Source organism: Sinorhizobium kostiense, assembly GCF_017874595.1.
GTDB lineage: Bacteria > Pseudomonadota > Alphaproteobacteria > Rhizobiales > Rhizobiaceae > Sinorhizobium > Sinorhizobium kostiense.
In genome coordinates this window covers 627,652-639,539 of record NZ_JAGILA010000001.1, presented here as the reverse complement: position 1 = coordinate 639,539, position 11,888 = coordinate 627,652, and the positions used below count along the sequence as shown (strand labels likewise).

Below are 11,888 nucleotides of genomic sequence, written 5' to 3'. Positions count from 1 at the left end.
CGGACAGCACGGCTGAGGAGTCGAGCTGGCGTCAGCGCCGCGGAACCCGTGGCACCGATCCGCTCCAGCGCCGCGTTTCGATGCCTCGACCGAGCCCCAGGGCATCTGCGACCTTCGCAAAGAATATTCCGAGGAGAAAACCGCCGATATGGGCCCACCATGCCACCCCGGCACCCATCGAACCGGCGAATAATTCCTGCGTTCCCTGGAGGATCTGGAGAACGAACCAGAATGCGGCGAAGAACAGCGCCGACACCGGGACGAACAGCGGCAAGAACAATATCGGCACGAGCAGCATGACCTTGGCGCGCGGATAGGTCACGGCGTAGGCGGCGACCACCGCGGCAATCGCCCCGGACGCTCCCAGGGCCGGCACCGGCGATGTCCAGTTGGCGACGAGATGCGCGAAGCTCGCCGCCACCGCGCCGGCGGCGTAGAGGAGGATGAAGCCCAGCCGGCCGCAATGCGCCTCCATGGCGGGGCCGAAGATCCAGAGGCTCCACATGTTAAGACCGAGGTGAAGCCAGCCGCCATGGAGAAAGGTGCTGGTCAGCAGCGGCCAATAGCTGGTCGGATCGAGGCCGACAGCGAGTGCCGCCTCCGGGTCCGAATAGCGGAGCGGGATGAGGGCGAAGTGCATCAGCACCCAGCCCGTCTCCGGTCCAGAAAGACCGACCATCCAAATGAAGATGGCGACGTTCGCGAGGATCATGCCGTAGACGACGACCGGGGTGCGGGCTCGGGGTGCGGTATCGTAGATCGGGATCATCAGACGCCCCCATGTCCTGCCGGGTCGTTCTGGCGGCGCGATCGCGACCCTTCGATAAAAACCCCGCTGCAAGGCTCTATGTTCCGGCGCCAGACCTATGGCTGACGCGGAACAAAGCGCGGTGCGTCGGGTTGTCGACGAGACGCCTTGCGCCCGAATGCCGCCATTTCAAGGAGGACAATTCATGCAGAGCAAGCTTCTCGCCGACAATGACGGCCAGCGCACTTTTGCCGTCGTGCTCGAAACGGGTGACAGCGTGCTTGCATGTCTCTCCGATTTCGCCGAGCGCGAAAGGCTGACGGCGTCGCAATTCACGGCCATCGGCGCCTTCAGCGATGCGGAGATGCGCTATTTCGATTGGGAGGCGAAGGCATATTGCCCTATACCCGTGCGTGAACAGGTCGAGGTCGCGAGCCTCAATGGCGACGTGGCACTTGCTCCCGATGGGAACCGGGCGATCCACATGCATGCCGTGCTCGGCAGGCGCGACGGCAGTGCGATTGCGGGTCACCTCGCGGATGCGCATGTCCGTCCGACGCTTGAGATCGTGCTCACGGAGTCCCCGGCCCATCTCAGCAAGACGCACGACCCCGCGACGGGGCTGATGCTCATCCATCCGGCAAAGTAAAGCCAACGGCAGTGTCAGGACCTACTGCCGTTGGCGCGGTTGGGCTTGCCTCCAGGACCGCTGGCGTTGGCCGCCTTCCTCATTCCGGTCGGCTGCCGCCGCTCCCGCCGCTGGTGGCAGGCCGCAGGGAACCGGCCTTACCCGTGACTGGAGGCTTCATGCGAGCGGGACCGACGGGACCGATTGGAATCCTCGGTAGCGGACCCTTGCTCGCCCGACCGTCGGCGATGGCGATCACACTGTCGTAGAAGTCCACGCCCTTGTTGGACTTCGGCGGCGCGGCATCATGCATGATGCTGACCACGGTTGCCCCGGGACACCCGTCCTTGATCGCCTGGTGAAACGCGATCGTCGCCTCGACATCGAGCGCGCTTGTCGGTTCGTCGAGAAAAACCAGGCCCGGGCGCTGCAGGAGAATGCGCGCCAGCACGAGCTTCTGCCTCTGCCCGCCGGAAAGCATCCGGTCCCAGCTTTCAGAGCCCCTGCCCTCCGCGAGAAGGTCGGAGACGAATTCGGACAGACCGGCATTCGAGAGCGCCGCGGCAACGTCGCCGTTCGAGTACGCTTCAGCCGGTTCCGGCAGGCATATGAGTTCTTTCAGCGACAGCGGCGGCAGCTTCACGTCCTGCGCGGCAAAGAGCGTCCGCACGTTTCTCGGCAGCAGGATCATGCCGCGGCCGTGGGGCCAAAAGCCGTTTATCGCCTTGAGCAAGGACGACTTGCCGCTTCCCGACCGGCCGACGACCAGGCTCCATTCGCCGGGGTTCATGTGCAGATGGCCGGCCATGAGGAAAGGCTGATCGGCGCCGGGATGCATCAGTTCAAGGCGCCGGACCGTCAGGCCGAACTCGGGAGGCTGCTGGAGACGTCGAAGCTCCGACAGCCCGGTGCGGGCATAGAAGGCTCGCGGCTGTTGCACGTCCTCGATCGCCTTTGCGAGATCCGTGACACGGCGTGCGTTTGCCCTGAGCCTCGCTATGTCGGGCATGACATGGATGAACCAGGAGCAATCGTTGATCACGGCATTGGCAAGCTCCGCGCCGGTAACATAGCCCTGCAGGCTGATCCTGCCCTCGACATAGGGAAGCAGGCCGGGGGCATAGGCGACGATGCGCTGGCCGAAGAAATTGTAGACGAGCTCGAACCCCATATAGCAGGCCGTCAGGATATTGAGGCGTGACCAGGTGCTGTCGATATTGTGGTACCGCCGGTCGTGGATGCGCTGCTGCGCCCCCTCCCCCCGGGAGGCCGCGATGTGGAAGCTGCGGTGGAGCAGCGTCGTCAACTCGCGGCGGTAGCTGCCTTCCGCCGCCTGCATCCTGACATCCAGCCTCTGTTGGATCGCACCGAGCTTTGCTGCCACGAACGTGCTGATTGGGACGTAAGCGATGACGGCCGCAAGCGTCAGGCAGGCACTGGCATAGCTGCCGAGAAATTCCAGACCGGTGACTTCGGTCGAGGTTTCGATGATCCTGCCGCCGACGAAGAACAGCGACAAGGTGACGCCGGCAATGCCCATGGCGAGGCCGATGGCCCCGCCGGTTAGGCCCTTGATCGACTCCTGGATGCGCTGGTCTATGTTGTCGGGCACGCCCGCCCCGGACGGCATCGCCTCGGCTGCACCATGCTGCAGATGCAGATGCGTGTGATTGCGACTAAGCAGCGCTTCGTTGAATCTCTGGTTAAGCCAGGCGCGCCATCTGCGGTGCAGGGTCGTCGACAAGAAGTGGCGGACTGCAATGAGACCGATCCCCCGGACCAATACTATCCCGCCCATTGTCGCCGCGGCTGTGAGGATGGATCTCAGCGTTGTCGGATTTTGCGGATGGTGCAGAAAGGCGATGGCGCCGACGAGTTCGCCGGAGGCTTCTGCAAACCAGACGCTTGCCATCGCCGACAGACCGGTAAGCACGACAATGAGCGCTGCGAGCCCCCAAGCCTCCTGCCATCTATCGGAGAACCAATAGGCCCACATCAGCCCCCAGAAGCTGCGCATCGATGAGACGGGAGTCGATTGCGGCTGCTTTGACCATTTTCGGCTCCACCATTGCAACGCCTTTTCCCCGAACGCTTTTACCAGAAGACTCTCCTCCTCCAATCCCATCTACTATCGGCAGGGCTCGGCCGGAACGCACTAATCGCGATCAGTTTCCTGAAGAGAATAGCCCCGGCGCCTTCAGGTTCCAACCGAGCCGAAGGCGAAGTAGAGGACAGTCCACTGCCAATGCCATCGCGAAGCCTGAAAAAACCGTCTTGACGCCGCGGCGATATCGGTCAGTATTGCGCCATTCACCAGGGGGGTCCCGGCAAGGGGCTGAGATACTGCTAGAGCGCGCAGTGACCCGTTGAACCTGATCCAGTTCATACTGGCGTAGGGACGGTGCAGACGTGCGAAGGCTGGATTCCGTATCTTCACGGTCATCGGTGCCCGCGTCTTTTCATCCTTCCGGCTTCAGAACTGGGTCTCCAACGCGAAAACTTTGGAGCCTCACGATGAATCTATTCAAGCCTCTCGCCGAGACGCCCTCCGTCACGCAGGGACCTCTTCCCGCATCGAAAAAGGTCTATAAGCCGGGCGAGATCCACCCGGACATCCGCGTGCCGATGCGCGAGATCGCGCTGCATCCGACCTCCGGCGAGCCGCCGGTGACCGTCTATGATTCCTCCGGTCCCTATACGAAAGAAAACGCCAATATCAGCATCGACCAGGGTCTGCCGCGCCTTCGCCGCGACTGGATAACGGCGCGCGGCGACGTCGAGAGCTATGAGGGCCGCACGGTCAGGGCGGAGGATAACGGCTTTGCCACCGGCGAGCGACTGACACCGGAATTTTCCGTGCGCCACCAGCCGCTCCGCGCCAAGCCGGGCCGGGCCGTCACCCAGCTCGCCTATGCCCGCGCCGGGATCATCACCCCGGAAATGGAATTCGTCGCCATCCGCGAAAACCTCGGCCGCAAGGCGGCGAAAGAGGCGCTCACACGCGACGGCGAGAGCTTCGGCGCCGCAGTGCCCGATTTCGTTACCCCCGAATTCGTCCGCCAGGAGGTCGCCAGCGGCCGGGCGATCATCCCTGCCAACATCAACCATCCGGAATCTGAGCCGATGATCATCGGCCGGAATTTTCTGGTGAAGATCAACGCCAATATCGGCAACTCGGCCGTTACCTCGTCCATGGCCGAGGAGGTCGAGAAAATGGTCTGGGCGACGCGCTGGGGCGCCGACACGGTCATGGACCTGTCGACCGGCCGCAACATCCACAATATCCGCGAATGGATCATCCGCAATTCGCCGGTGCCGATCGGCACGGTGCCGCTCTATCAGGCGCTCGAGAAGGTCGGCGGCATCGCCGAGGACCTCACCTGGGAGGTCTTCCGCGACACGCTGATCGAACAGGCGGAACAGGGCGTCGACTATTTTACGATCCACGCCGGCGTGCGGCTCCACTACATCCCGCTCACTGTCGACCGCGTCACCGGCATCGTCTCGCGCGGCGGTTCGATCATGGCAAAATGGTGTCTGCATCACCACAGGGAGAGCTTCCTCTACGAGCATTTCGAGGAGATCTGCGACATCTGCCGTGCCTATGACGTTTCCTTCTCGCTCGGCGATGGATTGCGCCCCGGCTCGATCGCCGACGCCAACGATGCGGCGCAGTTTGCCGAGCTCGAAACGCTTGGCGAGCTGACGAAAATCGCCTGGGCGAAGGATTGCCAGGTGATGATCGAGGGCCCCGGCCATGTGCCGATGCACAAGATCAAGGAGAACATGGACAAGCAACTGAGGACCTGCGGCGAGGCGCCCTTCTACACGCTCGGGCCGCTGACGACCGACATCGCGCCCGGCTACGATCACATCACCTCCGGCATCGGCGCGGCGATGATCGGCTGGTTCGGCACCGCCATGCTCTGCTACGTGACGCCGAAGGAGCATTTGGGCCTCCCCGACCGCAATGACGTGAAGACCGGCGTCATCACCTACAAGATCGCCGCGCACGCGGCCGATCTCGCCAAAGGCCACCCGGCGGCCCGTATCCGCGACGATGCGCTGTCGCGCGCCCGTTTCGAGTTCCGCTGGGAGGACCAGTTCAACCTGTCGCTCGATCCGGAGACGGCGCGCAATTTCCACGACGAGACCCTGCCGAAGGAGGCGCACAAGGTCGCGCATTTCTGCTCGATGTGCGGTCCGAAATTCTGCTCCATGCGGATCTCCCACGACATCCGCGCCGAGGCGCAGAAGGAGGGGTTGGTAGCCATGGCCGCGAGGTATCGCGAGGGCGGCGATCTCTACATGCCGGTCGCCTCAGGAACGCGGCCGGGAGAGTGAGATGACGGTCCTGATCAAGGGCGCCGGCGTCGCCGGCCTCGCCGCCGCCTTCGAGCTCAACCGCCGCGGCATCGCGGTGGAAGTGGTCGATGCGGCGGAAACCATCGGAGCCGGTGCATCCACTTATGCCGGCGGCATGCTCGCGCCCTTTTGCGAACGCGAAGCGGCCGACGAAGCGGTGTTGAGGCTCGGCCTGTCCTCCGCCGACTGGTGGGAGCAAGCCCTCCCCGGCGAAGTGATCCGGCGTGGCACTTTGGTGGTGGCGGCAGGACGCGACAGCAGGGAACTCGACCGCTTCGCCGCCCGCACCCGCGGGCATGAATGGGTCGGCGGCAACAGGATCGCGGAGCTCGAACCGGACCTTGCGGGCCGGTTCGATCGGGCGCTCTTCTTTCGCGAGGAGGCACATCTCGATCCGCGAAAGGCAATGGCCGGCCTTTACGCGGCGCTCCTCGGCAGAGGCGTCCGATTCCATCTTGGGCGCGGCGACGAGCCAACCAAGACACGCTACACGGCGGTGGTCGAATGCACCGGCGCGGCGGCGATCGCCAGCACGCCCGGCCTTCGCGGCGTGCGGGGCGAGATGCTCTTTCTGGAAACGTCGGAGATCAGCCTCTCGAGGCCCGTCCGCCTGCTTCATCCGCGCCACCCGCTCTATGTCGTGCCGCGTGAGGACCATCGCTTCATGATCGGCGCGACCATGATCGAGACCGATGATGAGGGGCCGATCACCGCCCGTTCGTTGATGGAACTCCTGAACGCCGCCTACGCCGTCCATCCGGCCTTCGGCGAGGCTCGCCTGGTGGAGACGGGCGTCGGCATCCGTCCGGCCTTCGCCGACAATTTGCCCCGTGTCCTCGAGCGCGAGGAGGGCTTCGCGATCGCCGGCATGTATCGCCACGGTTTCCTGCTTGCCCCCGCCATGGCGCGGCAGGTGGCGGAACGGCTCTGTGCCGAAGCGGCCGCCGCCGAGCTCAACCCCTCTTTGCGACAGGAGGCAATCCAATGACCTTGATCGTCAATGGCGAGATGCTGGAGATGAGCGCCGCGACGCTGTCGGAGCTGCTGCTGGCCCTAGAATACGAGGGCGAGTGGCTGGCAACAGCGGTCAACGGTGAACTGGTGCACCGCGAGATCCGTGGTGCTTTCCGGCTTTCCGACGGCGATCGGGTCGAGATCCTCTCGCCCATGCAGGGAGGCTGAGATGCTTGAACTCTATGGAACCCGGATCACCTCGCGCTTGCTGCTCGGCACCGCGCGCTACCCCTCGCCCGCGGTGCTTGCCGACGCCGTGCGCCGATCCGGTTCGGAAATCGTCACCGTTTCGCTCAGGCGCGAGACCGCGGGCGGCAAGAATGGCGGCGCCTTCTTCGAGTTGATCCGCGAGCTCGGCGTGCGGGTGCTGCCGAACACCGCCGGCTGCCATTCCGTGTCGGAAGCGGTGCTGACGGCAAAGATGGCACGCGAGGTCTTTTCGACCAACTGGATCAAGCTCGAAATAATCGGCCATCACGACACGCTGCAGCCGGACGTCTTCGGGCTCGTGGAGGCGGCGCGTATCCTCACCGGCGAGGACTTCGAGGTGTTCCCCTACACGACCGACGATCTCGTCGTCGCCGAAAGGCTTGTAGACGCCGGTTGCCAGGTGCTGATGCCCTGGTGTGCGCCGATCGGCAGCGCCATGGGCCCGCAGAATCTCCCGGCGCTGCGCGCCATGCGGGCGCATTTTCCAGGCGTCCCGCTGATCGTCGATGCCGGCATCGGACGGCCTTCGCATGCGGCAGCGGTGATGGAACTCGGCTACGACGCCGTGCTTCTCAACACGGCGGTCGCCGGGGCCGCCGACCCGGGATCGATGGCCGCTGCCTTCGCCGCTGCGATCGAGGCCGGCAACGCTGCTTACCGCGCCGGCATGCTCGAACCGCGCGACATGGCAATCCCTTCGACCCCGGTCATCGGAAAGGCAGTCTTCTCGTGAAGCTCGATCCCTTCTATCTCATCGTCGACAGCGCCGCCTGGGTCGAACGCCTCGTACCCCTCGGCGTCAAGCTCGTGCAGCTCAGGATCAAGGACGCGAGCGACGAGGCCATCCGCGCGGAGATCCGCCGCGCGAAGGCCACTTGCGGAGCGCACGGCTGTCAGCTGATCGTCAACGACTATTGGCAGCTCGCGATCGAGGAGGGCTGCGATTTCGTCCATCTCGGGCAGGAGGATCTGGCGGACGCCGATCTTGCCGCCATCCGCACCGCCGGGCTGAAGCTTGGGCTCAGCACCCATGACGAAGCGGAACTGGAGACGGCGCTCGCGGCAGACCCGGTCTATGTGGCGCTCGGGCCGATCTACCCGACGATCCTCAAGAAGATGAAGTGGGCACCGCAGGGACTGGAGCGTCTTTCCGCCTGGCGCGAGCGCATCGGCCCGCTGCCTCTCGTCGCGATCGGCGGGCTCAATCCGCAGCGGATCGAAGGGGTGTTTGCGCATGGTGCGGACAGCGCCGCGGTGGTGACGGATATCACGCTGGATGCGGATCCGGAGGGTCGTACGCGCGAGTGGATTCGGAAGACGGACGCGTGGCGGTAGGCGCCGCTTCGTGACTCCCAAGGGGGAGCGGCTCAAACGGTGGCGCCCTCCCCCCGTTCACCCGGTAAGGCAAGTTCCAACGCTTCGAGAAAGGCAGCGGCCGCCGCGGGCATCAAATCCCCTCCCCCTTGTGGGGAGAGGTTGGGAAGGGTTCGTCTAGGCGGGGCTTCTTGGCAGCGACCCGTTCAACTCTTCGCGCTCGAATTCGGGTTGCGCTTGTCTTCCTTGCCGACAGCGCCCTTCGAAGCCTTGGATCCACCGCCCCACTCCTCAGCCTTGCGCGCCTGGTCGCCGCCGACATGGCCGGGCTGGTTCTTCTTGGCGGTACCGCTCTCGCCCTTGTTCCTTGGACGATCCGATTTCTTTTCCATCTGGAGCTCCATCTGCTGCTTCGAAAGAGGTGCCGTCCCGAACCATCGGGACACAGATCGGTTCCAGACTGCGCGCCCCATCAAGAAAGGCCCCGGAACGTATGTTCCGGGGCCATCTGGTCGCCTGACCGGGAGAAAAAGTCAGGCGGCCGCTACCTTCTTCGAAACGCGGGCCCATTCCGGGATCCAGTCGCGGTGGGCGGCGAGCAGGTCGTCGACGAGCGACCAGATCTGGTCGAGGTCGAGCTCGGCGGCCGTATGCGGGTCCATCATCGCCGCGTGATAAAGGTGCTCGCGGTTTTCGGTGACGAGCGCCTGGACCGTCAGCTCCTGGACGTTGATGTTCGTGCGGATGAGAGCCGTGAGCTGCGGCGGCAGTGCGCCGATATAGGTCGGCTGGATGCCGGACGCATCGACAAGGCAGGGGACTTCCGCGGCGCAATTCTCCGGCAGCGAGGTGATGCAGCCATTGTTCCTGAGGTTGCCGTAGATCACCGAGGGCTCGCCGGTCCAGACCGAGTTCATGATCGACGAGGCATATTCATGGCTCTCGGCAACCTCGATCGTCTCGGCCTCCTTGTAGGCGGCCGCCTGGTCCTTCCAGCGCTCGATCTGCTCGATGCAGCGCTTCGGATATTCGTCGAGCGGAATGCCGAATTTCTCAATGAGATCGGGACGGCCGTCCTTGATGAAATAGGGCGTGTATTCGGCGAAATGTTCCGAGCTCTCGGTGACGAAATAGCCGAGCCGCGTCAGCATCTCGTAACGTACCTTGTTCGGGCAGCGCAGGTTCCAGTGGCTGGGCTTCGGGAACCGCCCCTCGCGATAGCCGCGGATCAGATCCGGATAGAGGTCGCGATAGCTGCCGTCCTTCTGACGATGCTCGAACTTCAGGTAGAAGGCCATGTGGTTGATGCCGGCGGCGCGATAGCGGATCTCGTCGAGCGGAATGTCGAGGTCGCGCGCAAGCTCGAAGGCGGTGCCCTGGACCGAGTGGCAGAGGCCGACCTGCTTGATGGTCGGGTATTTCTCCGCGATCGCCCAGGTGTTGATCGCCATCGGATTCACATATTGCAGGAGGATCGCCTCGGGGCAGACCTCGAGCATGTCCTCGCAGATCTTCCACAGGTGCGGCACGGTGCGAAGCCCCCGCATGATGCCGCCGACGCCGAGCGTGTCGGCGATCGTCTGGCGCAGCCCGTATTTCTTCGGCACTTCGAAATCGGTCACGGTGCAGGGCTCATAACCGCCGATCTGGAAGGCGACGACGACGAAGTCCGCCCCTTCGAGCGCCTTCCGCTGGTTGGAATGTGTCTCCACCTTCGCCTGCACCCCAAGGGTGCGCACCAGCTTGCCGGCGACGATCTCGCTTTCGGCGAGACGCTCCGGGTTCAAGTCCATCAGTGCGATGGTGGCGGCCGAAAGCGACGGCCGCTGCAGGACGTCGCCGATGATGTTCTTCATGAAGACGGTCGAGCCGGCGCCGATGAAGGTGATCTTGGGTTGTCTGGTCATTGAATACCTCTGTTCCTGGGAGTCACGCGGCCACTTCGAAAGCGGCCCTGACCAGCCGCTCCGTGTAGGCAGTCTTGGGATTTGAAAGAATTTCGTTCACCGGCCCCTCTTCGACGATCTTGCCGTGCTGCATCACCACCACGCGATGGCAGAGCGCGCGCACGACCTTCAGGTCGTGGGAGATGAAGAGGTAGCTCAAGCCCCGCTCGTCCTGGAGCTTGCGCAGAAGCTCGATGATCTGCGCCTGCACCGAGAGATCGAGCGCCGAGGTCGGCTCGTCAAGCAGGATGAACTCCGGCTCGAGCGCGATGGCGCGGGCGATCGCGATGCGCTGCCGTTGGCCGCCGGAAAACTCGTGCGGGAAGCGCGAGAGGATATTGGCCGGCATGCCGGCGCTTGCGAGCGCGTCCTCAACGCGCGCCAGCCTGTCCCTGCGGTTCTCGCCGATGCCGTTGACGATCAAGCCTTCCTCGATGATCTGGCCGATCGACATGCGCGGATTGAGCGAGGCGAAGGGATCCTGAAAGACGATCTGGATTTTCGAGCGCAGCGGCCGCATGCCCTTGCGATCCTTGTCATGGATCGGCTGGCCGTCGAAGTAGATCTCGCCGGCATCGTTGTTGATCAGCCGGATCAGCGCCTGGCCAAAGGTGGTCTTGCCGGAACCGGACTCGCCGACGAGGCCGAGCGTCTCGTGCCGGCGAAGATTGAGGCTCAGGCTGTCGACCGCGACGAGCTCCTTCAGCTCCGGCTTGAAGAAGCCGCCCTTCCTCAGCATGAAGGAGACCCGGACATTGCGGCCGTCAAGCACGATCGGCGCGTTGTCCGGCAGCGGGTTGGCCCGTCCGGACGGCTCCGAGGCGAGCAGTCGGCGCGTATAGGCATGCTGCGGATTGGCGAAGAGCGCCTCCGTCGTGTTGTGCTCCTTCACCTCGCCGAGCTGCATCACATAGACGTAGTCGGAGAACTGCCGCACGACGGTGAGGTCGTGGGTGATCAGGATCACCGCCATGCCGAGCTCCTGCTGCAGCTTCCGGATCAGGTTGAGGATCTGCGCCTGCACGGTGACGTCGAGCGCCGTCGTCGGCTCGTCGGCGATCAGCACGTCCGGATTATTGGCGAGCGCCATGGCGATCATCACGCGCTGGCGCTGACCGCCGGAAAGCTGATGCGGATATTGGTTGAGCCGCGCCTCCGGGTCGGGGATCTGGACGTGCCGCAAAAGTTCCAGCGCCCGCTCCGCGGCCGCGCGGCGGCTCATCCGGCGATGCGCCCGGATCGCCTCGATAATCTGGCTGCCGATCGTATAGACCGGATTGAGCGAGCTCATCGGCTCCTGGAAGATCATCGAAATGCGGTCGCCGCGCAATGCCCGGCGTTCTCGCTTCGAGAACTTCAAGACGTCCTTGCCGTCATATTCGATGCGCGAATGCGAGGCGATCGTGGCGCGCTTGGTAAGGAGCCCCATCACCGTGCGTGCCGTCACCGACTTGCCCGAGCCCGACTCGCCGACGATCGCCACCGTCTCGCCGCGATAGAGCTGGAAGGAAACGTCCTTCACCGCTTCGACCGTGCCCTGCTCCACCTTGAATGAGACCGCTACCTTGCGGGCGTCGATAATCGGCCGCGCGTCCTTCAAATGACGGTCCCGCCGTTCCTCGGGTGCCGGGGCAATGCTTTCGACTGTTACCATCGGCGTGCT

At 64.1% G+C, this 11,888-nt stretch carries 11 protein-coding genes and 1 riboswitch; of the genes, 6 read left to right on the top strand and 5 right to left on the bottom strand.

What is annotated here, in order from left to right; genetic code table 11:
* Positions 1-31: 31 nt before the first annotated feature.
* On the bottom strand, positions 32-769 hold the full coding sequence (locus J2Z31_RS02855; RefSeq protein WP_209600366.1) for a rhomboid family intramembrane serine protease: 738 nt from the start codon (positions 767-769) through the stop codon (positions 32-34).
* A 184-nt stretch (positions 770-953) separates the two neighbouring features.
* Here J2Z31_RS02855 and J2Z31_RS02850 point away from each other — a divergent pair, with 184 nt between their 5' ends.
* Complete coding sequence (locus tag J2Z31_RS02850; protein WP_209600365.1) at positions 954-1,397, top strand: PPC domain-containing DNA-binding protein; 444 nt, start codon at positions 954-956, stop codon at positions 1,395-1,397.
* Positions 1,398-1,476: 79 nt separating this feature from the next.
* Here J2Z31_RS02850 and J2Z31_RS02845 read toward each other — a convergent pair whose 3' ends face one another.
* A complete protein-coding gene (locus J2Z31_RS02845; RefSeq protein ID WP_234939229.1) occupies positions 1,477-3,495 on the bottom strand; it encodes an ABC transporter ATP-binding protein/permease in 2,019 nt (672 codons plus the stop codon).
* Between the two features lie 186 nt (positions 3,496-3,681).
* Positions 3,682-3,793: riboswitch (TPP riboswitch) on the top strand.
* A 97-nt stretch (positions 3,794-3,890) separates the two neighbouring features.
* Here J2Z31_RS02845 and thiC point away from each other — a divergent pair.
* Genes thiC through J2Z31_RS02820 form a run of 5 tightly spaced genes read left to right on the top strand, consistent with a single transcriptional unit; the run spans position 3,891 to position 8,300 of the window.
* Positions 3,891-5,720: a phosphomethylpyrimidine synthase ThiC gene (thiC, locus tag J2Z31_RS02840; protein ID WP_209600364.1), complete on the top strand. Its 1,830-nt coding sequence runs from the start codon at positions 3,891-3,893 to the stop codon at positions 5,718-5,720.
* A 1-nt stretch (position 5,721) separates the two neighbouring features.
* Positions 5,722-6,729, top strand: coding sequence for a glycine oxidase ThiO (thiO, locus tag J2Z31_RS02835; protein ID WP_209600363.1), 1,008 nt, complete (start codon positions 5,722-5,724; stop codon positions 6,727-6,729).
* The gene (gene thiS, locus J2Z31_RS02830; RefSeq protein ID WP_209600362.1) at positions 6,726-6,923 is read left to right on the top strand and encodes a sulfur carrier protein ThiS; all 198 of its coding nucleotides are present in this window, start codon (positions 6,726-6,728) and stop codon (positions 6,921-6,923) included. Before thiO ends, thiS begins: the two co-directional genes overlap by 4 nt.
* Position 6,924: 1 nt before the next feature.
* Entirely contained in the window at positions 6,925-7,698 is a 774-nt protein-coding gene (locus tag J2Z31_RS02825; RefSeq protein WP_209600361.1) for a thiazole synthase, read from the top strand.
* Positions 7,695-8,300 (top strand): thiamine phosphate synthase, encoded by a 606-nt coding sequence (locus J2Z31_RS02820; RefSeq protein ID WP_209600360.1) that lies wholly within the window; start codon positions 7,695-7,697, stop codon positions 8,298-8,300. The genes J2Z31_RS02825 and J2Z31_RS02820 overlap by 4 nt, the downstream gene beginning before the upstream one ends.
* Positions 8,301-8,485: 185 nt before the next feature.
* On the opposite strand, the gene J2Z31_RS02815 is transcribed toward J2Z31_RS02820, so the two are convergent.
* From J2Z31_RS02815 to J2Z31_RS02805, 3 genes are all read right to left on the bottom strand, one after another.
* Entirely contained in the window at positions 8,486-8,671 is a 186-nt protein-coding gene (locus tag J2Z31_RS02815; protein WP_209600359.1) for a hypothetical protein, read from the bottom strand.
* Positions 8,672-8,812: 141 nt separating this feature from the next.
* Positions 8,813-10,186: an alpha-glucosidase/alpha-galactosidase gene (melA, locus tag J2Z31_RS02810; RefSeq protein WP_209600358.1), complete on the bottom strand. Its 1,374-nt coding sequence runs from the start codon at positions 10,184-10,186 to the stop codon at positions 8,813-8,815.
* Positions 10,187-10,208: 22 nt separating this feature from the next.
* A complete protein-coding gene (locus J2Z31_RS02805) occupies positions 10,209-11,879 on the bottom strand; it encodes an ABC transporter ATP-binding protein (protein ID WP_209600357.1) in 1,671 nt (556 codons plus the stop codon).
* Positions 11,880-11,888: the final 9 nt, after the last annotated feature.

Bases quoted from the DNA above. Each gene is read 5' to 3' on its own strand.
- thiC (WP_209600364.1), top strand. From the start codon at position 3,891: ATGAATCTATTCAAGCCTCTCGCCGAGACGCCCTCCGTCACGCAGGGA.
- J2Z31_RS02855 (WP_209600366.1), bottom strand. From the start codon at position 769: ATGATCCCGATCTACGATACCGCACCCCGAGCCCGCACCCCGGTCGTC.
- J2Z31_RS02825 (WP_209600361.1), top strand. From the start codon at position 6,925: ATGCTTGAACTCTATGGAACCCGGATCACCTCGCGCTTGCTGCTCGGC.
- thiO (WP_209600363.1), top strand. From the start codon at position 5,722: ATGACGGTCCTGATCAAGGGCGCCGGCGTCGCCGGCCTCGCCGCCGCC.
- melA (WP_209600358.1), bottom strand. From the start codon at position 10,186: ATGACCAGACAACCCAAGATCACCTTCATCGGCGCCGGCTCGACCGTC.
- J2Z31_RS02850 (WP_209600365.1), top strand. From the start codon at position 954: ATGCAGAGCAAGCTTCTCGCCGACAATGACGGCCAGCGCACTTTTGCC.
- J2Z31_RS02805 (WP_209600357.1), bottom strand. From the start codon at position 11,879: ATGGTAACAGTCGAAAGCATTGCCCCGGCACCCGAGGAACGGCGGGAC.
- thiS (WP_209600362.1), top strand. From the start codon at position 6,726: ATGACCTTGATCGTCAATGGCGAGATGCTGGAGATGAGCGCCGCGACG.
- J2Z31_RS02815 (WP_209600359.1), bottom strand. From the start codon at position 8,671: ATGGAAAAGAAATCGGATCGTCCAAGGAACAAGGGCGAGAGCGGTACC.